This is a genomic window from Streptomyces sp. Mut1 (assembly GCF_030719295.1).
Taxonomy (GTDB): Bacteria; Actinomycetota; Actinomycetes; order Streptomycetales; family Streptomycetaceae; genus Streptomyces; species Streptomyces castrisilvae.
This window is the reverse complement of record NZ_CP120997.1, coordinates 7,438,175-7,456,585: the sequence shown is the minus strand read 5'-3', so window position 1 is coordinate 7,456,585 and position 18,411 is coordinate 7,438,175. Positions and strand designations below refer to the sequence as shown.

Here is an 18,411-nt window from a genome sequence, read left to right as displayed (position 1 = left end):
CCTGCCGCTGCGGAGCACGAAGGCGCCCCGACGCCCGGAGTACCGGGTCCGTCGGGGCGCCTGTGCGTGCGGGGCCGTACGGGCTACTTCAGGTAGGGGCCGGCGGTCCCGATCCTGCCTGGGCCGTCCAGCACGTAGACGCGCATGTTGCCCTTGCCCGGGGCGGTGACGGTGAGCTTTCCGTCGGTGACGACGCGGGTGTCTCCGGTGACGGCGTCCGTGTAGGTGCCGTTGGGGATGCCGGTGTACGAGGCGCCGCCCGTGACGGTGACGAGGGCGAAGCTGTCGGTCGACCCGCTGGTGTAGCGGCGCTTGTACGCCATCTGGCCGGTGATGCCCTCCGTGGAGTACTGGCCCATCTGCAGGGCGGGCACGGCCCGGCGGATCCGGTTGAGCCGCTGGAGGTGTTTGACCAGGGGCTGGGACAGGGTGGTGGCGACCTCACCGGAGGCGGAGTCGACCTGCGAGAACTCCGAGGCGGTGACGTTGCCTTCGAGGTGGTCGCCGTAGTAGGCGCGGCCGGTGGTGGCCAGCGGGCAGCTGGGGCCGCAGTCGATCTGTTTGCCGGCCTGGAATTCGATCTCCGATCCGTAGTAGAGGGTCGGGATGCCGCGGAACGTCCACATCAGGGACATGTTCTCGGCCCAGGCGTCGGTGCCGCCCGCGTAGCGCTCGCTGCTCTTGTTGGGCCCGTAGTCGTGGCTGTCGACGTAGACGACGTTGTAGGTGGCGTCGTTGGTCGAGTCGTCGGAGTCCTTGCCGTTGTTGAACGCGTTGGTGGCATCACCGAAGTTCATGTGCATGCGCATGTCGATGATGTTCATCCCGGAGAACTTGCTGTGGTCCGGGGTGTGGTAGTCGTTGCCGTCCAGGAAGGCGTTGGTGGAGGTCGGCTGGGAGCCGGTGCCGAGCTGCTCCTCGTAGTCGTACATCTCCAGCGCGGCCTCGGCGTCGTCGGCGGCGTACTCCTTGCGTTCCTTCCACGTGAAGAACTGGGCGGAGTGGTTGACCGATCCGCGGTTCCACTTGTCGTTGACGAAGGCACCGACCTCGCCGAAGACGAGGAAGTTCTTCGCGGCCTCGGCGCCGAACTGCTGGGTGACCCGTTCCTGGATCGCGGGCAGGAAGCGGCGGTTCCAGGTGGTGCGCGGGATGTGGACCGCGGTGTCGACGCGGAAGCCGTCCACGCCCATGTCGATGTACTTGTTGTAGGCGCCGATCAGGTAGTTCTGCACCGGGGCCGATTCGGTGTTGAAGTCGGCCAGGTCCTCGTGCAGCCAGCAGGAACGGGAGTCCTCGCCCTCCCAGTTGCCCAGCCAGCAGGTGTGGTAGTACTCCTTCGGGAACATTCCGGATGTCGGGTTGGGCCACTGGCAGTTGTAGATCTTGTAGCCCTCGGCGGAGGTCCCTCCGGTGGGCTTGCCCCAGTCGAGGCAGGTGTTGCCCGCGGGTTCGGCCGTGGACCACAGGTCGCCGTTGTAGTACGACTTGCCGCTCTTGGGGTCGACGGTCAGGCCGTCGTACTCGAAGCCCTCGTTCTTCTCGTCGTAGTACCAGCTCCACTGCTCGTCCCGGACACCGTAGACCGTCGGGGTGTACAGGCCCTTGGCACCCCAGCGCGAGGAGTGGTTGTAGACGACGTCCTGGTAGATCTTGATGCCCTTGGCGTGGGCGGCGTTGATCAGGTCCTGGTAGGAGGCTCCGGCGGACTCCAGCCGGGGGTCGACCTTGTAGAAGTCGTATCCGTGGTAGCCGTGGTAGTCGTAGTCGGACCGGTTCAGGACGACCGGGGTGATCCAGATGGCCGAGAAGCCGAGCCCCTTGATGTAGTCGAGCTTGTTGACCAGACCCTTGAAGTCGCCGCGGAACATGGGGTCGTTGTTGGCGGCGTTGCCAGACTTCACGTCCTGGCTGCCGCCCCGGTTGTTGCTCGCGTCCCCGTCGTCGAAGCGGGCGGTGAGGACGAAGTAGATCGGGTCCTTGCGGGGGTCGGTGCCCAGCGGCCGGCCCTGCGCGGCGGCGGGCGGCCTGACCCCGGTCGTCGCTTCGGCGGGCGCCGAGGCGGCGGAGGTGTTGCCCGCCGCGTCGGCCGCCTTGACGGTGTAGGTGTAGGTGGTGTTCTCCTCCAGGTTCGACTCGGAGAGAACCGTCGACGTCACATCGGTGACGACGCTGCCCTTGGTGCCGCCCGTGCGGGTGACCTGGTACTTCGTCACCTTGGTGTTGTCGGTGGACGGTTCCCAGCTCAGGACGACCGCCACACCGTCCGCCTCGGCGCTCACACCGGCCGGCACGGTCGGCGCCTCGGTGTCCGCGGGTTCGGCGGCGCAGGGGTCCTCCGCGTTCTTGACGACCGCCTGGTTCTTCACGGTGCTGACGCCGGCGGGGATCACATAGTCGCTGCCGTTGTTGTTGTCCCAGACGCCGTTGCCGTTGTTGAACGCGGCCTTCATCGACGTCGCGGTGCCGAGGCCGACCGTCTTCTTCACCCAGCCGGTGCAGGCCGGCTCCATGCCGACGCCGGGCACGGTCGTCCAGGACCCGCCGGCCGGCTGGTAGTGCAGATTCGTGGTCGTCCAGCCGACGGTGGTGGTGGAGTAGTACACCGACGCGGTGTTGGCGCCGTCGGTCGGGTCCGGGCTCGGATCCGGGTCGTTGCCGCCGCCGCTGTCGCACGGATCGCTGTGGGCGACGACCCCGTCCTTGACGGTGATGTTCCCGCTGCCCAGGTCGTAGTTCCCGCCGGCGTTGTTGTCCCACACGCCCGAGCCGTTGTTGAAGGTCGCCTGGATTCCCCCGGCGCCCGAGAGCGGGACGGTCTTCTTGACCCAGTCGGTACAGGCGGCCTCCATGGCCACGCCCGGCACGGTGGTCCACGCGCCGCCGTCCGGGGCGTAATGCAGGTTGTACGCGGCCCAGTTCTTGGTCTTCGTGTAGTAGAAGACGGTCGTGGACGTGTCGGAGGCGGCTACGGGCCGCGCGTCGAGGCCGGACGCGGACGGCAGCGCCGTGAGCAGGGCGCACACTGCGGCGGCGGCCGAGGCGGACGCCAGGGTGCGTCTCAGCAGCCGGTGAGGGGTGCGTTTCATGGTCGTGTCTCCAGGGAAGGGCCACGGCGGCGGCGAAGCCGTGGCGACCGGGGCACAGGAAAGGGGCGACCTGCGCCGTTCCGCCGGAAACCCTGACGCGCCTCAAGGTCCGAGCGAGGGGGATCATCCGCCTGTAAGCACAGCCGGAATGTTGCTGAAATCTCTTGCGGCAAGAAAGTTACCGGCACATGACAAGGCCGTAAAGAGGTGCGACGCGGCCGTCCGGCCCCGCTCCCCCGCCGGCCCTCCCCCGCTCAGAACGGCACGGTCAACTGCGCCTGCACATGGGCCCGCAGAACGCCCGCCATGTCGGTCGCCCCGCCGCTGAGGAGCCACTGGGTCTGGAGCCCGTCCATCAGCGCGATCAGCTGCTGAGCCGCCGCGCCGGGGGTGATTCCCTCGCGCAGCACCCCCTTGTCCCGGGCCTCGGTGTAGGAGACGCGCGTGGTCAGGACCGAGGTGCGGTACCGCTCCACGAAGTAGGCGTGCGCCGGGTGGTCGGCGGAGGTCGCCTCGGCGGACAGGACGCAGAACAGCTCCACGATGCCGCGCCGCTGGGCGTTCAGCGCCGCGAGATCGACCAGGCGGCGCAACCGGTCGACGCCGGTGGGCCGGCCCGCCTCCAGCCACTCGCCGTCCACGGCGTCGCGGTGTTCGAGGACCGCCAGCAGCAGCGACTCCTTCGTCGGGAAGTGGTGCAGCAGTCCGGGATGCGAGATGCCGCAGCGGTTGGCGATCACCCGCAGCGAGGCGCCCCGGTATCCGGCCTCTCCGAACATGGCCATGGCCTGGTCGAGGATCTCCTCGCGTTTGGCCCGGCCCTTCGCGTAACCACGCCGCTCATCGCCGGTCACTCGGCACGCTCCCCGGTCACATCGGACTGCTCCGCTGGGTACGCTCGCATACTCACATACTTACCACCCGGTCGGGATTCAGCGTACGGTGGACCCGGAGCGCGGCCTCCGCGTACCGCCCCGACGAGAACGTCGCCGACGTCCTGAAAGGAACTCCTGTGGGCTCCTCCCTGCCCTATCTCGACCCCCGCCTGTCCGTACCGGAGCGCGTCGCCGACCTGGTCGGCCGGATGACGCTGCCCGAGAAGGTCGGTCAGATGCTCCAGCTGAACGCCAAGGACGGGGTGCGGCACCTCATCGAGGACATGCACGTGGGGTCGATCCTGCACGCCTCGCCCGAACGCGTCCTGGAGGCGGCCGAGCTGACCGGGCGGACCCGGCTGGGCATCCCGCTGCTGGTGGCCGAGGACTGCATCCACGGGCATTCGTTCTGGGAGGGCGCCACCATCTACCCCACCCAGCTCGGCATGGCCGCGAGCTGGGACCCGGAGCTGCTGGAGCGCGTGGCGCGGGCGACGGCGGTGGAGGTCGCGGCGACCGGGGTCCACTGGACGTTCTCGCCGGTGCTGTGCATCACCCGGGACCTGCGCTGGGGCCGGGTGAGCGAGACGTTCGGCGAGGACCCGTTCCTCATCGGCGAGCTGGCGTCGGCGATGGTGCGCGGTTACCAGGGCGAGGGGCTGGACGACCCGACGGCGGTCCTCGCGTGCGCCAAGCACTTCGCGGGCTACTCGGAGACCCAGGGCGGGCGGGACGCGAGCGAGGCCGACATCTCGCGGCGCAAGCTGCGCTCGTGGTTCCTGCCGCCGTTCGAGCGGGTGGCCAAGGAGGGCTGCCGTACGTTCATGCTCGGCTACCAGTCGATGGACGGCGTCCCGGTCACGGTCAACAACTGGCTGCTGAACGAGGTGCTGCGGGGCGAGTGGGGCTACACCGGGACCCTGGTGACCGACTGGGACAACGTCGGCCGGATGGTGTGGGAGCAGAAGGTCTTCGCGGACCACGCGCAGGCGGCGGCCGCTGCGGTCCGGGCGGGCAACGACATGGTGATGACGACGCCGGACTTCTTCGCGGGCGCGCAGGAGGCGGTCGCGGCGGGACGGCTCGACGAGGCGGCGGTCGACGCGGCGGTCGCGCGCATCCTGACGCTCAAGTTCGAGCTGGGCCTGTTCGAGAACCCGCGCCACCCGGACCGGGCGCGGCAGGCGGCGGTCATCGGCAGTGCCGGCCACCGCGAGCTGAACCTCGAAGCGGCCCGCCGCTCGCTGGTGCTGCTGGCCAACGACGGCACCCTGCCGCTGGACGGCGGTTACGAGGCGGGCGCGGACGGGCGTGCGGTCGCGGGGGCCGGCGCGGCACCGCGTACGGTCGCCGTGATCGGGCCCAACGCCGACGACGCGCAGACCCAGCTCGGGGACTGGGCGGGGTCGTCGGGGCAGGCGGACTGGCTGCCGGAGGGCCATCCGCGCGCCATGATCCGTACCGTACTCGACGGTTTCCGGGAGCATGTGCCCGCCGGCTGGTCGGTCACCCACGCGCGCGGGGCCGACATCCTGACGGTGGGCCCGGACCCGGAGGGTGCCTTCTTCCCGGACGGGCAGCCCCGGCCCGAGATCGTGGTCCCCGCCGAGCCGTCCGAGGCGCTGATCGCCGAAGCGGTCGCCGCCGCCGAGGCCGCCGACCACGTCGTCGCCGTGGTGGGCGACCGCATCGAGCTGGTCGGTGAGGGGCGGTCGACGGCGACCCTGGAGCTGATCGGCGGGCAGATCGCGCTGCTGGACGCGCTCGCCGGGACGGGCACACCGTTCACCGTGGTGGTCATCAGCTCGAAACCGCTCGTGCTGCCGCCGTCCGCGTACCGCGCGGCGGCCATCGTGCACGCCTTCAACCCGGGCATGGCCGGCGGCCGGGCGGTGGCGGAGCTGGTGCTCGGCCTCGTCGAGCCCTCGGGACGGCTGCCGGTGTCGTTCGCGCGTCACGCGGGGCAGCAGCCGACGTACTACAACCAGCTGCGCGGCCAGCACGGCACGCGGTACGCGGATCTGACGCAGCGGCCGGCGTTCGTGTTCGGGGAGGGCCTCAGCTACACGACCGTGGCCTACTCGGACCTGGAGGTGCTGACCGATGTCCTGGGCGCGGGCGACACACTGCGGGCGCGCGTCGTCGTCAGCAATACCGGCGGGCGTCCCGCGCTGGAGACGGTGCAGGCGTATGTGAGTGACACGGTCACGTCGGTGACCTGGGCCGAGAAGGAGCTCAAGGCCTACCGCCGGCTCACGCTGGCTCCCGGTGAGTCGCGCGAGGTCGTCATCGAACTGCCGGTGGCCGCGTGCAGTCTCGTCGACGCCGAGGGCCGCCGGGTGGTCGAGCCCGGCGCCTTCGAACTCCTCGTCGGTCCCTCGTCGCGTGACGAGGACCTGCTGCGGGCGGGCTTCACCGTCAAGGGCTGACGTCGAGGGCTGACGCCGAGGGCGGGCGGCCGGGTGCTCACGGGCCCGGCCGGCCGCTGCCGCGCAGCCGCTCCAGGTCCGAGGGGCGCACCTGGATGACGAACAGCGCGATGAGCGCGGCGACGAGGGCGAAGGCCGCGGCGGCGAGGAAGGCCGTGGAGACGCCCGAGGCCAGCACCTGGTCGCCCCAGTGGCCCGGGAGCTGTCCGGTCCTGCGGAACTGTGCCAGCTGCGCCGGCGTCGCCTCGGCCATGAACTTCGGCACCTGGTCCGTCGCCTCGTTGCGGCTGGCCGTGCCGAAGACCGTGACGAGGATGGACAGGCCGAGGGATCCGCCCACCTGCTGTGTGGTGTTGAGGATTCCGGAGGCCGCGCCGGACTCGTGGGGTGCGACGCCGGACAGCGCCATCAGCGTCAGCGACACGAACTGCAGGCCCATACCGAGGCCGAACACCAGCACCGGGCCGAGCAGACTTCCCAGGTACGAGCTGTGCACGTCGGTCTGTGTGAGCCAGCCCAGGCCCACCGCCGCGAGCACGGCCCCGGTCACCATGAAGGGCTTGGGGCCCCAGCGCGGCAGCAGCCGGGAGGTGAATCCGGCGCCGATCGCGATGACGACGCTGACCGGCAGGAAGGCCAGGCCGGTGCGCAGGGGGCTGAAGCCCAGGATGTTCTGCACGAACAGGGTGAGGAAGAAGAACATCCCGAACATCGCCGCGGCGAGGCTCAGCATCATTCCGTAGGTGCCCGCGCGGTTGCGGTCGCGGAACATCCACAGCGGTGTGATGGGCTGCCGGGACCGGTTCTCGATCGCGATGAACAGCCCGAGCAGCACCACGGCCGCGGCGAACGCGCCCAGGGTGAGGGCGTTGCTCCAGCCCTCCTCGGAGGCCCGGATGAAGCCGTAGACCAGGCACACCATGCCCAGTGTCGCCGTGAGGGCGCCGATGACGTCGAAGCGCCCCGGGCGGCGCTCGGACTCCGCGATGTAGCGGCGGGTGGCGAGCACGATGAGCACACCGATGGGCACGTTGACGAAGAAGATCCACCGCCAGTCCAGCCACTCCACCAGCAGGCCGCCCGCGAGCAGCCCGATGGCGCTGCCGCCCGCGGAGACGGCCGCGAACACGCCGAACGCCCGGTTGCGGGCGGGCCCTTCGCGGAAGGTCGTCGTGATGAGGGAGAGCGCGGTGGGCGAGGCGATCGCGCCCCCGACGCCCTGGAGGGACCGGGCGGCGAGCAGCTGCCACGACTCCTGGGCGAGGCCGCCGAGCAGCGAGGCGAGGACGAACAGGGCGACGCCGGTCATGAAGACCCTGCGCCGACCCAGGATGTCGCCCAGCCGCCCGCCCAGCAGGAGCAGACCGCCGAACGTCAGCGTGTAGGCGTTGATCACCCAGGAGAGGTTCTCGGTGGAGAAGCCCAGGGCGGTCTGGATGTGCGGGAGGGCGATGTTCACGATGGTGATGTCGAGGACCACCATCAGCTGGCACGAGCAGATGACGAGCAGGGCGATCCCGCCGCCTCGCCCCTTCCTAGGGGTTTCGGTGGCCTTCGGGGTTGTCGCGTGGGAGCCCGTCATAGGTTCGTACGTTCGTTCGCCGGCGCTCGTGTGCCGTCAGTGAACGCGATCGTTCACTCCCCCGACGTTAGACCTGCCCGTGTGCCGTCGCGAATCGATCTCCGGGTACGGCGGACGGGCGGCCGGCACCGGCGGTCCGGGGACCGCCGGCGCCGGCCGGGGCTCACTCGAAGGCGGCCGCCGCCTCCTTCAGCGCCGCCGCCACTGCCTCCGGGGAGTCGGGGCCGGGCTCACCGGGGGTGTAGGTCACCGACCGCAGCCGGCCCCGGTAGCGGAAGGAGCGGTGGCGTTCGAACAGTGGCCAGGAGACGGGTGACTTGCGGTCGACGCCGACGCTGATGCCCTGGAAGGGGGCCATCCCGATGAGCTGGTGAACGCTCGGCGGGGTCGCCCGTTCCTCGCCGTCGACGCCGACCGCGAAGCTCCAGCGCAGACCCGTCTGCGCCGTGGCCGCGAGGACGACGAGGTGCTCACCGGGCGCCAGGGGCCCGGCGTCGCTCTCGTGGAGCACGCCGTACTCGTTGTACGCGAAGCGCAGGCGGCCGTCCTCGACGTACAGGCTGTAGCCGCCGCCCTGGTCGCCGTGCGAGACGAGCACCCCCTCCCCCGTCTCCTCGATCGCGACGGCGATCTCGAAGGAGCGCAGGGCGACCAGCCGCGAGGAGCGGTAGCGCTCCAGCTCCGGGGTGCCGGGCAGCAGGGTCAGCGGGCGCGTGAGGCGCTGCTCGGCCGGGTTGCGCCGGGCGAGCGCCCCGCTGCCGTCGGGGAGCGGGAAGACGCCGTTGCGCCAGGCGGCCTGCTCCCAGGCGGCGGAGAGTTCCTTGACGAGGCCGGGCTGCCGGGCGGCCAGGTCGTGGATCTCGGTGGGGTCGGTCCTGATGTCGTAGAGCGCCCACTCGGAGTCGTCGTAGGGCGCGCCGGGCCGGTGAAGGGTGACGAGTTTGCGGCCGTCCCGGTAGTAGCTGCGGTTGCCGGTCATCTCGCAGTACTGCTCGGGGTGGGTGGAGGCGTGTTCCGGGTCGGCGAGCACGGGTGCGAGGCTGACGCCGTCCGGCTCCTGGAGTGTGACGCCGCGCCGCTGTTCCGGGCGCTCCAGGCCGGCCAGCTCCAGCAGGGTCGGCGCGATGTCGGTGACGTACTGGTACTGCGGGCGCAGCCCGGGGGCGAGCCGGCCCTCGCGGGTGCCCCTGGGCCAGGACAGTACGAAGGGCACGCGGACGCCGCCCGCGTAGGTGTGGCCCTTGTAGAGGCGGAAGGGCGTGTCGGAGGCCATGCCCCAGCCGCGCGGGTAGTGCACCAGGCTGCGCGGCCCGCCGATGAGTCCGGGGTCGCGGTCGACGTCGGGGGTCCAGTCGCCGGGCAGGGCGGGGTGGTGGACGAAGCGGCTGAAGTAGGAGCGGGTGCCTTCCGCGCCGCCCTCGCCGGTACCTCCGTTGTCGGAGGTGAAGACGATGATGGTGTTGTCGAGTTCGCCGAGGGCGTCGAGGGTGGCGGTGAGCCGGCCGAGGTTCTGGTCGATGTTGTCGACCAGGGCCGCGTACACCTCCATGTAGCGGGCGTACAGCCGCTGTTGCTCCTCGGTGAGGCTGTCCCAGGCGGGCACGTCGAGCCCGGCCTCGCTGTTGCGTTCGGGCAGTTCGGTACCGGGCGGGAAGAGGCCGTCGGCGAGCTGGGCGGCGAAGCGGCGCTCGCGCAGCACGTCCCAGCCCTCGTCGTATCGTCCGCGGTGGCGGGCTATGTCCTCCTCCTTGGCCTGGAGGGGTCCGTGGACGGCGTTGTGCGCGAGGTAGAGGAAGAAGGGCTTGTCCGGGTCGTGGGCGCGCAGCGACTTCACCATGGAGACGGCCTGGTCGGTGATGTCGTCGGTGTAGTAGTAGTCGTCGGGGAACTCGTCGATGTCCAGCGGGCTGTTGTCGCGGACGAGCTGGTGCGGGTGGAAGAGGCTGGTCAGTCCCTCCAGGACGCCGTAGTACTGGTCGAATCCCTTGCGCAGCGGCCAGTTGTCGCGGTCGTCGGCGGCGTTGGAGGCGGAGTCGCGGACCAGGTGCCATTTGCCGACGGCGTAGGTGGCGTAGCCGGTGTCGTGGAGGAGTTCGGCGAGGGTGGGGATGTCGTCGGCGATCTCCATTCCGTAACCGGGGAAGCCGGGGTCGGAGTTGGCGACCATGGCGTAGCCGACGCGGTGCGGGTTGAGGCCGGTGAGGAGGGCTGCGCGGGCCGGGGAGCACAGCGGCATGGTGTGGTAGTTGCTCAGGCGTACGCCGTCCTCGGCCAGGGCGTCCAGGGTGGGCGTCTCGATCTCGGAGCCGAAGGGGCCGATGTCGCTGTAGCCCATGTCGTCGATGAGGACGACGACGATGTTGGGGGCCTTCTCGCCCGGGGTGCGGGCGGCCGGCCAGGCCGGTTCGGAGGCGGCGAAGGTACGGCCGACGCGGCCGGGGAAGCCGTCGTAGGGGTCGCGGCGGGTGCTGGTGGTCATCGGCGGGAGGCTCCGTCGTGGGTCGGGGCGGGCGGGGGAAGGCGCGGGGTGAGGTCGCGGGCGCAGCGGAAGCCGCCGTGGCCGGTGGAGGAGTCGGGGGTGTTGTGGGAGCGTGCGGCGACGCGGTAGCGGTTGCAGTACGAGGCGTGGCACAGGTAGGAGCCGCCGCGGATGACGCGTTCGCCGGGTCCGAAGGCGTCGGCGCACCACTCCCAGACGTTGCCCGAGGTGTTGTGGAGGCCGTGGCCGTTGGGGGCGTACGCGGTGACGGGCACCGTGCCGGTGCGGCCGCCGGGCCGCTCGGAGCGGTGCGGGAAGGCGCCGCGCCAGATGTTGCACATCTCGCGTCCGCCGGGGGTGAGTTCGTCACCCCACGGGTAGCGGGCGCCGTCGAGTCCGCCGCGGGCGGCGTACTCCCACTCGGCCTCGGTGGGCAGGCGCAGCCCGGCCCAGTCGCAGTAGGCGCGGGCGTCGTCGTGGGAGATGTGGACGACGGGGTGGTCGGGCCGGTCCTCGGCCGAGGAGCCGGGCCCGCCGGGGGCGTTCCAGCCGGCGCCCTCGACGCCGAGCCACCAGGGCGCGCCTGGCACCTGCCCGATGACGTGGCGGGTGGCGGCCGGGGCGAGGAGCAGGTGGAACACGTAGGAGCTGCCGTACCGTTCGGCGTCGGTGCGGTAGCCGGTGGCGTCGGCGAAGCGGGCCCAGTCGGCGTTGCTGACGGCGGTGGTGTCGATGGCGAAGGGGGCCACGGTCACCTCGCGCACCGGGCCCTCGCGGTCGGCGGGGTAGCCCTCGCCGAAGGCGTCGCCCATCCGGAAGACCCCGCCGGGCAGTTCGGCCATCCGCCGCTGGGCCACGGCCGGCGGCGGGGCGGTCCGGCGCACCGACGGCAGGGGCAGTACGCCGGCGCACGGGCGGCCCGGTGCGCAGCACGCGCTCATGCGAGGGCTCCCGTCTTCTCGGCGTGCTCGGCACGGGCGGCCGGGGGTACGGGTTCGGGCGCCGCCGCGAGCAGGGCGCGGGTGTACGGGTCACGGGGGTGCTCGCAGACTTCGTCGGCGCTGCCGGTCTCCACGACGCGGCCCCGGTGCATGACGGCGATGCGGTGGCTGACCTGCCGGACGACCGCGAGGTCATGGGCGATGAAGACGAGGGACAGGCCCAGGTCGCGCTGGAGGTCGGTGAGCAGGCCGACGATCTGTGCCTGCACGGAGACGTCGAGCGCGGAGACGGGTTCGTCGCAGATGAGGACGGAGGGTTCGGGGGCGAGGGCGCGGGCGATGCCGATGCGCTGGCGCTGGCCGCCGGAGAAGGAGCGGGGGTGCCGGGCGGCGACGGCGGGGTCGAGGCCGGCCAGTTCGAGGAGTTCCGCGACGCGCGCCCGGCGGGTGTCCCGGTCCCCGAGGCCGAAGGCGATCAGGGGTTCGGCGACGATCTCGCCCACCGTCAGGCGGGGGTTGAGCGAGGCGTAGGGGTCCTGGAACACCATCTGGATCTGCCGGCGCACCGTGTGCAGCGCCCGCCGGGAGGGCCGGGTGATGTCCTCGCCGCGCAGTCGCAGGGTGCCGCCGTCCGCGCTGTGGGCGTGGGCCAGCACCCGGGCCAGGGTCGACTTGCCGGAGCCGGACTCGCCGACGATGCCCAGGGTCTCGCCCTGCGCGAGGGTCAGCGACACCCCGTCGAGTGCCGGTGCCCCGCGCCTGCGGGAGCCGCGGCCCCCGTAGGTCTTGGTCAGGCCGTCCGCCTCCAGGACGACCGCGCCGGGTGCGGGGCGGTCGATGGGGGCGGGCGGGGCGGGGGCGGGCAGGGGTCCGGTGCGTCCGGCGGCGGGCAGGCAGGCCACCCGTACGTCCGCCGCCACCCGTGCGAGGGGCGGGGTGGCGGTGCGGCAGCGGTCCTCGACGAGGGTGCAGCGGTCGGCGAAGGCGCAGCCGTCACCGAGCAGGGTCAGGTCGGGCGGGCTGCCGGGGATGCCGGTGAGGCGGGTGCCGGAGGGGGTGGCGAGGCGGGGTACGGCGGCCAGGAGGCCCGCGGTGTAGGGGTGGCGGGGGCGGGTGAGCACCTCGGCGGTGGGGCCGTCCTCCACGACAGTGCCGCCGTACATGACGAGGACACGTTCGCAGGCGCGGGCGACGACGCCCATGTTGTGCGTGATGAGGACGAGCGCGGTGCCGGTCTCGCGGTTGAGGTCGGCGAGGAGGGTGAGGATCTGGTCCTGGACGGTGGCGTCCAGTGCGGTGGTGGGTTCGTCGGCGAGGAGGATGTCGGGTTCGCCGGCGAGGGCCATCGCGATGAGGACGCGCTGACGCTGGCCGCCGGAGAACTGGTGCGGGTGGTCGCCGGCGCGGCGGTGCGGCTCGGGGATGCCGACCCGGTCCAGGAGTTCGACGGCACGGGCGCGGCGGGCGGCCCTGTCGCGGTTGCCGTGGGCGCGGAGGACCTCCTCGATGTGGCGGCCCGCCGTGAGGACGGGGTTGAGGGCGGTCATCGGGTCCTGGAAGATCATGCCGATGCGGGCGCCGCGCACCGCCCGCAGCTCCTCGTCCCCGGCGGCGGCCAGGTCCCGGCCCTCCAGGCGGACGGTGCCGGTGGTGATGCGGCCGGTGCCCGGCAGCATCCGGGTCAGGGCGAGCGCGGTGGTCGACTTGCCGGAGCCGGACTCGCCGACGACGGCCAGGGTCTCCCCCCGGCGCAGGGTGAACGAGAGGCCGCGCACGGCGCGCAGCGGCGACCCGTCGGGGGCGGTGAACTCGATGCCGAGGTCACGGACCTCCAGCAGTTCCTGGGCGGTCATCGGCGTATCTCCCGGTTGAGCGCCTCGGCGACGAGCGAGAGTCCGAGGACGAGCGCGGTCACGGTGATCAGGGGGCCGGCGGCGAAGTGGGGTGACTGGGCGAGGTAGGGCATGGACTGGCTGAGGACGGCTCCCAGGGTGGGTTCCGGTGGCCGTACGCCTACGCCGAGGAAGCTCATCGCTCCCTCGATGAAGACGGCGACGGTCAGCGAGACGGCGATCTGCACGACGAGCGGGTCGGCCGCGTTGGGCAGGATGTGCCGGACGAGCAGCCTGGGGGCCGAACTCCCGCCGACCCGGGCGGCGGTGACGTACTCGCGTTCCCGCTGGACGAGGACCCCGCTGCGCAGCAGCCGGCCGAACACGGGGACTTCGGCGAGGGCGATGACGAGGACGACGGGGATGCGTCCCGGGCCCAGGATCGCGGTGACGGCGAGCGCCAGGATCAGGCCGGGGAAGGCGAGGAGGAGGTCGAAGACCCGTTGCACGACGACGTCGGCCACCGGGTGGGCGGCCGCGACGAGGGCGAACAGGCAGCCGAGCACGGCCCCCGCCGGCACGGCGAGCGCGATGATGCCGAGGTCGGCGCGGATGCCGTACAGGACCCGGCTGAGCAGGTCCCGGCCGAGGTCGTCGGTGCCCAGTGGGTGCCCGGGGGTGCCGAGGGCGGCGAGGCTCTGGCCGCTCTGGTCGGTGGGCCCGTGTCCGGCGATGAGCGGGGCGAGCAGCCCGGCGAGGACCACCGCGCCGACGAGGACCAGGCCGGTGCGGGCGCGGGCGGTGGACAGGGCGCTGCGGTAGGGGTGGCGGTTGCGGGCCGGGCGGCGCGCCTTGCGGGCGGCCGGGGGCGGGGCGGCGGTGAGGAGGTCGGTCGTCGGGGTCATCAGGGTTACTCCCACCTGATCCGGGGGTCGAGCCAGGCGTGCACGAGGTCGGTGAGCAGCTGGACGAGGACGAAGACGGCGACCAGGAGCAGCAGGAGGTCCTGGACGACCGGGTAGTCGCGGCGCTGGAGGCCCTGCTCGGCGAGCTGGCCGAGGCCGGGCCAGGCGAAGATCGCCTCGACGAGTACGGCTCCGCCGAGCAGGTTGCCGACCTGCATGCCGAGCAGGGTGACGACGGGCGGGAGGGCGTTGGGCAGGGTGTGGCGCCACAGCAGCCGGCGCGGGGCGATTCCGGCGGCGGTGGCGGTGCGGATGTAGTCCTCGGCGAGGCCGCGTTCGATGCCGTCCTTGAGGTAGCGGCCGAGTACGGCGGCGCTGGGCAGCGCCAGGCAGAGCGCGGGCAGCACCAGGTACTGGACGGCGAGGTCGGGGGCGGTCAGGAAGGCGACCCGGCCGCCCGGCGGAAGCACCGGGAGGGCGACGGCGAAGAGCAGGACGAGCAGGACCCCGCTGACGAAGGGCGGTACGGCCAGGGCGGCGGTGGTGATCACGCGGACGGCGGCCGTGAGCCAGCGGCTGCGCGAGGTGGCCCCCAGCACACCGAACGCCGTGCCGAGCACGATCACGAACACGAGGGCGGCCACGGTGAGTTCGGTGGTGGCGCCGAGGCCGTCGCCGATGAGGTCGGCGGTCTGTCCGCCGATGGCGTACGAGGGTCCGAGGTCGCCCGTCAGGAGCGAGCCGATCCAGTGGGCGTACTGGGTGAGCAGGGGTGCGTCGAGGCCGAGCCGGCCACGGATCGCGGCGACGGTCGCCGCGTCCGCGTCGGGTCCGGCGAGTGTGGTGGCGGGGTCGCCGGGGACCAGCCGGAGGATGGTGAAGATCAGGAAGGAGGCGGCGAGCAGGACGAGGAGGGCGGACGGCAGCCGCCGGATCAGGTAGGTGCGCATGTCACACCAGGTAGGCGTTGTCGAGGTTGAGGTAGGAGAACTTGTTGAGCGTCACGCCGTGCAGCCGGGCGGCGGAGACCTGGAGTTGCCCGCGCACGACGAGGTCGATGAGGAACGCCTCGTCCAGGAGGATGGAGGAGATCTTCTCGTGGAGGGCGTTGGCGGCGGCCGTGTCGGTCTCCGGCTTCGTCCAGGCCTCCTGCACGACCTCGGTGTACTCGGCGGAGCGGTATCTGGACGTGTTCTTCGCCTCGTTGAAGGGGTACGCGCTCACGGCGAGGGTGGAGGGCTGCACCTGGGCGAATCCGTGTCCCATGGACCACAGGGCCGGCATGCCCTGCGAGATCAGCTTCTTCTGCGCGGTGGCCCCGTCGGTGGGCTGGAGCGTGACGTGGACGCCGATCTGCTTCAGGTCGTACTGGATGGACTCGGCGATCGCCGTTTCGCCGGGCAGCGCGATGTGCAGCATCGGAAGGTCGAGCCTGCTGTGCCCGGCGGACTTCAGGAGCGCCCGCGCCTTCGCGGGGTCGTGGGTGTAGTGGGTGCGGTGGGCCTCGGTGAAGGCGGGCGAGGACTTGGGCCAGGGCGCGGCGGAGGCGAGACCGTAGCCGCCGAGGGTCTGGGCGACCAGCCGGTCGCGGTCGACGGCCCGGGCAAGTGCCTGGCGGACGGTCCGGTCGTTCAGCGGGGCGACGGTGGTGTTGACGCCGAGGTAGATGGCTCCGGCGCCGGTGTCGTAGTCGCTGATGGTGAGGCCGGATTCGCTCTTGACGACGCCGATGCTCTTGCCGGGGACGTCGAAGGAGAGCTGGGACTGACCGGAGCGCAGCGAGGAGATCAGCGCGTCGGCCTGGGCTATCACCCGTAGCTCGACCCCGTCGAGGTAGGGGCGGCCGGGCTGCCAGTACGCGTCGTTGCGGGTGAGGCTCAGGCCGGAGCCGGGGCTCCACTTCTTCAGCTTGAACGGGCCGGTTCCGATGAACTTCTTCCCGGCGACGGCGTCCTCGACGCTCTCCGGGTCCGTGATGATCATGAACTCGAACAGGTCGAAAAGGTTGTTGACCGGGTGGGCCAGCTTGAGGACCAGCTCGTGGTCGCCGCGTTTCTCGAACCCGGTGATCGTGGCCGCCGTGCTGCGCAACTGGGCCGCGCGTACCGGGTTCTGAAGGTTCTTCACGGCGAAGACGACATCGTCGGCGGTGAACTCGCGCCCGTTGTGGAAGGTCACGTCGTCACGCAGCCGCAGCGTGATGCTGCGGCCGTCCTTGGCATACGTCCAGGAGGTGGCGAGCTCGGGTTTCGGGCGGAGGTCGTCGTCGTAACGGGTGAGGGTGTTGTAGATCAGCCGTTGCTGGAGCGACTGGCCGCTCTGGGCGAACAGCAGGGCGGGCGTGAAGTCGGCGTTGACGGCGACGTTCAGCACGCCGCCGCGGTGGGGTGCGGCGCTCGCGCCCTGCGGGCTGGACGAGGTGTTGGACACCGCCGAGCGGCAGCCCGCAAGACCCAGTCCGAGGAGCAGGGCGCCGCCGCCTGCGGCGCGCAGGGTGGAGCGCCGGGTCGGTCCGGAGGGCGTGAAGGGGTACAGCTCGGTCATCGATGCCTGCCTGTGACGGTGAGGAAGGGTGAAGGTGAGGGCGCGCCGGCGCGCGGGGCCGCATTCGTTCCGCTGCGGGATAAATGGAGCGACGGGGCGGCGCTGATCGAAGGACGTGCCGGGCCGCGTGGGCGGCGCACGGCATCAGCACGGAGGCGGAAGAGAGGGAGCCCGCCGCGAGGAGGAGTGTGCGGCCGGCCGGGCCGTGACGAGGAACCGGGCCCGGGTGATCCGACGGTGCCCGGGGAGTACGGCTCCCCGGAGACGGGTCAGCGGGGCGACGGGAGCGGCCGGGCGAAAGCCCTGGGAACTGCGGTCCGGGTCAGCTGTGGACGGCACAGACCGCGCTGGCCTGCCGACAGAGGTCGACGTGCCTGCGGGAGATGAGGCGCATGTCCGGGTTCACGGGAGCAATATGACAGCGGCCTCGGCGGGCGGTCAACCTGCCGCGTCCGCATCCTGGTACGACGCGTCTGTCCGCCCCCAGCGTGCGGCTACCGCAGGGACGCCGTCAGGGGGCTTCTGAAAAGGGAGTTCAGCACGACGGCGCCGGCCGCGACGGGGAGGACGGCCGTCCCGGCATGCGGACTGACGATGCGTTCGGGGTCCTGGCAGACGTGCGAGTGGTCGACCGCCGCGCCCCTGATCTCCTCCAGGTACTCGGGATTGATCAGGCTGGCGTGCTCGGTGACGACGACCAGGTCCGGGTTGAGGACGTCGAGCAGCAGGGCGGTCGCCCGGCCGACCGCGCGGGCCCGCTCGCGCAGCAGCCGGTCCGCCCGCCGGTCCCCCGCCGCCGCCGCGTCCACCACCAGCAACGCGTCCGGCCAGGGCACGATGCCCCGGCGTACGGCCGTCCGCGCCATGGCGACGTTGGAGACCGTCGCCTCCAGGCAGCCGGACCGGCCGCACGGGCAGACCACCGTGGAGTCCGGCACGGGCAGGTGTGCCACGTCCCCGGCACCGGACCCCGGCCCCTGGTGGACCACCCCGGTGATGCCGAGCGCCGCGTCGACCACGTTGCCGATGAACAGGTGGACCAGGCTCCGCCGTGCCTCGGGCCGGCCGAAGAGGATCTCCGACTGGGCGACCGCGCGGGCGTGGTTGTCGACGCGCACCTCGAAGCCGTCCAGGCCACGGGCGAGTTCGGCGGCCAGCGGACGGCCGGCCCAGCCGAGCATGGCGTGCCGCACGGCCGTGCCCGTGCCGGGGTCGACCCAGCCGCCCAGGGCCGCGCCCACCCCCAGCAGCCGCCTGCCGCGCCCGGCGACCCGGAGGAAGGCGCGCAGCCCCCGGACGATCTTCGCCGGCAGGTCGCCGGGGGCGATGCCGTCGTGCGGGAAGGCGCGCCGGTCGAGCAGGCGGCCACGCAGGTCCAGCAGCCCGAACGTCGAGTAGGGCACCCCTATGTGGACGCCGGCGGCCAGGGGCCCGTCGCCCTCCCCCGTGTGCAGGTCGACCGGGATCTGCGGGCGGCCCACCCCGTTGCTGGCGACCAGCTCCGGCAGCTCCCGCACCAGGCCCAGGTTCACGAGGTCGGTGCACTGCCGCGAGACGGCGGCCTGACTCAGGCCGGAGCGCTCGGCGATCGCCCGGCGGGCGACGGGTCCGTGGTCCAGGACGGTCCGCAGCACGGTGGCGGCGTTGGTCTCGCGCCGTCCGTCACCGGTGGCGCGGAAGAGGCGGGGAGCGGCAGTCATGAGGGCCTTCCTTCGGTCCTGCGCCGGCGGGCGCT

The 18,411-nt window shown here is 72.0% G+C and carries 12 protein-coding genes; 1 reads left to right on the top strand and 11 read right to left on the bottom strand.

The annotated features are described in order from the left end of the window. Positions 1-83: 83 nt before the first annotated feature. Both P8A18_RS32275 and P8A18_RS32270 read right to left on the bottom strand, forming a co-directional pair. Positions 84-3,089 carry a carbohydrate binding domain-containing protein gene (locus P8A18_RS32275; RefSeq protein WP_306060332.1) on the bottom strand — a complete coding sequence of 1,002 codons (3,006 nt, stop codon included), beginning with the start codon at positions 3,087-3,089 and terminating at the stop codon, positions 84-86. Positions 3,090-3,343: 254 nt separating this feature from the next. Then, positions 3,344-3,943 carry a TetR/AcrR family transcriptional regulator gene (locus P8A18_RS32270; protein ID WP_306060329.1) on the bottom strand — a complete coding sequence of 200 codons (600 nt, stop codon included), beginning with the start codon at positions 3,941-3,943 and terminating at the stop codon, positions 3,344-3,346. Positions 3,944-4,101: 158 nt separating this feature from the next. Between P8A18_RS32270 and P8A18_RS32265 the strand changes: the two genes are divergently transcribed. Next, the gene (locus P8A18_RS32265; protein WP_306060327.1) at positions 4,102-6,393 is read left to right on the top strand and encodes an exo-beta-d-1,3/1,6-glucosidase; all 2,292 of its coding nucleotides are present in this window, start codon (positions 4,102-4,104) and stop codon (positions 6,391-6,393) included. A gap of 37 nt (positions 6,394-6,430) precedes the next feature. On the opposite strand, the gene P8A18_RS32260 is transcribed toward P8A18_RS32265, so the two are convergent. From P8A18_RS32260 to P8A18_RS32225, 9 genes are all read right to left on the bottom strand, one after another. Continuing rightward, positions 6,431-7,975, bottom strand: coding sequence for an MFS transporter (locus P8A18_RS32260; RefSeq protein ID WP_306060325.1), 1,545 nt, complete (start codon positions 7,973-7,975; stop codon positions 6,431-6,433). 163 nt (positions 7,976-8,138) lie between these two features. Further along, entirely contained in the window at positions 8,139-10,454 is a 2,316-nt protein-coding gene (locus P8A18_RS32255) for an arylsulfatase (protein ID WP_306060323.1), read from the bottom strand. After that, positions 10,451-11,395, bottom strand: coding sequence for a formylglycine-generating enzyme family protein (locus tag P8A18_RS32250; RefSeq protein WP_371933740.1), 945 nt, complete (start codon positions 11,393-11,395; stop codon positions 10,451-10,453). The genes P8A18_RS32255 and P8A18_RS32250 overlap by 4 nt, the downstream gene beginning before the upstream one ends. Next, positions 11,392-13,248 carry a dipeptide ABC transporter ATP-binding protein gene (locus tag P8A18_RS32245; protein WP_306060321.1) on the bottom strand — a complete coding sequence of 619 codons (1,857 nt, stop codon included), beginning with the start codon at positions 13,246-13,248 and terminating at the stop codon, positions 11,392-11,394. Before P8A18_RS32245 ends, P8A18_RS32250 begins: the two co-directional genes overlap by 4 nt. Further along, a complete protein-coding gene (locus tag P8A18_RS32240; protein WP_306060319.1) occupies positions 13,245-14,132 on the bottom strand; it encodes an ABC transporter permease in 888 nt (295 codons plus the stop codon). Before P8A18_RS32240 ends, P8A18_RS32245 begins: the two co-directional genes overlap by 4 nt. Positions 14,133-14,137: 5 nt before the next feature. Further along, the gene (locus tag P8A18_RS32235; RefSeq protein WP_306060317.1) at positions 14,138-15,082 is read right to left on the bottom strand and encodes an ABC transporter permease; all 945 of its coding nucleotides are present in this window, start codon (positions 15,080-15,082) and stop codon (positions 14,138-14,140) included. 1 nt (position 15,083) lies between these two features. Further along, on the bottom strand, positions 15,084-16,676 hold the full coding sequence (locus P8A18_RS32230) for an ABC transporter substrate-binding protein (protein ID WP_306060316.1): 1,593 nt from the start codon (positions 16,674-16,676) through the stop codon (positions 15,084-15,086). A gap of 322 nt (positions 16,677-16,998) precedes the next feature. After that, entirely contained in the window at positions 16,999-17,070 is a 72-nt protein-coding gene (locus tag P8A18_RS34400) for a putative leader peptide (protein WP_317824983.1), read from the bottom strand. 100 nt (positions 17,071-17,170) lie between these two features. Continuing rightward, positions 17,171-18,376 carry an ROK family transcriptional regulator gene (locus P8A18_RS32225; RefSeq protein ID WP_306060314.1) on the bottom strand — a complete coding sequence of 402 codons (1,206 nt, stop codon included), beginning with the start codon at positions 18,374-18,376 and terminating at the stop codon, positions 17,171-17,173. Between the last annotated feature and the right edge of the window lie 35 nt (positions 18,377-18,411).

What these genes read in the sequence shown, in the direction of transcription:
- P8A18_RS32255 (WP_306060323.1), bottom strand. Translation starts at nt 10,454, where the DNA reads ATGACCACCAGCACCCGCCGCGACCCCTACGACGGCTTCCCCGGCCGC.
- P8A18_RS32230 (WP_306060316.1), bottom strand. Translation starts at nt 16,676, where the DNA reads ATGACCGAGCTGTACCCCTTCACGCCCTCCGGACCGACCCGGCGCTCC.
- P8A18_RS32240 (WP_306060319.1), bottom strand. Translation starts at nt 14,132, where the DNA reads ATGACCCCGACGACCGACCTCCTCACCGCCGCCCCGCCCCCGGCCGCC.
- P8A18_RS32225 (WP_306060314.1), bottom strand. Translation starts at nt 18,376, where the DNA reads ATGACTGCCGCTCCCCGCCTCTTCCGCGCCACCGGTGACGGACGGCGC.
- P8A18_RS32235 (WP_306060317.1), bottom strand. Translation starts at nt 15,082, where the DNA reads ATGCGCACCTACCTGATCCGGCGGCTGCCGTCCGCCCTCCTCGTCCTG.
- P8A18_RS32250 (WP_371933740.1), bottom strand. Translation starts at nt 11,395, where the DNA reads ATGAGCGCGTGCTGCGCACCGGGCCGCCCGTGCGCCGGCGTACTGCCC.
- P8A18_RS32260 (WP_306060325.1), bottom strand. Translation starts at nt 7,975, where the DNA reads ATGACGGGCTCCCACGCGACAACCCCGAAGGCCACCGAAACCCCTAGG.
- P8A18_RS32245 (WP_306060321.1), bottom strand. Translation starts at nt 13,248, where the DNA reads ATGACCGCCCAGGAACTGCTGGAGGTCCGTGACCTCGGCATCGAGTTC.
- P8A18_RS32275 (WP_306060332.1), bottom strand. Translation starts at nt 3,089, where the DNA reads ATGAAACGCACCCCTCACCGGCTGCTGAGACGCACCCTGGCGTCCGCC.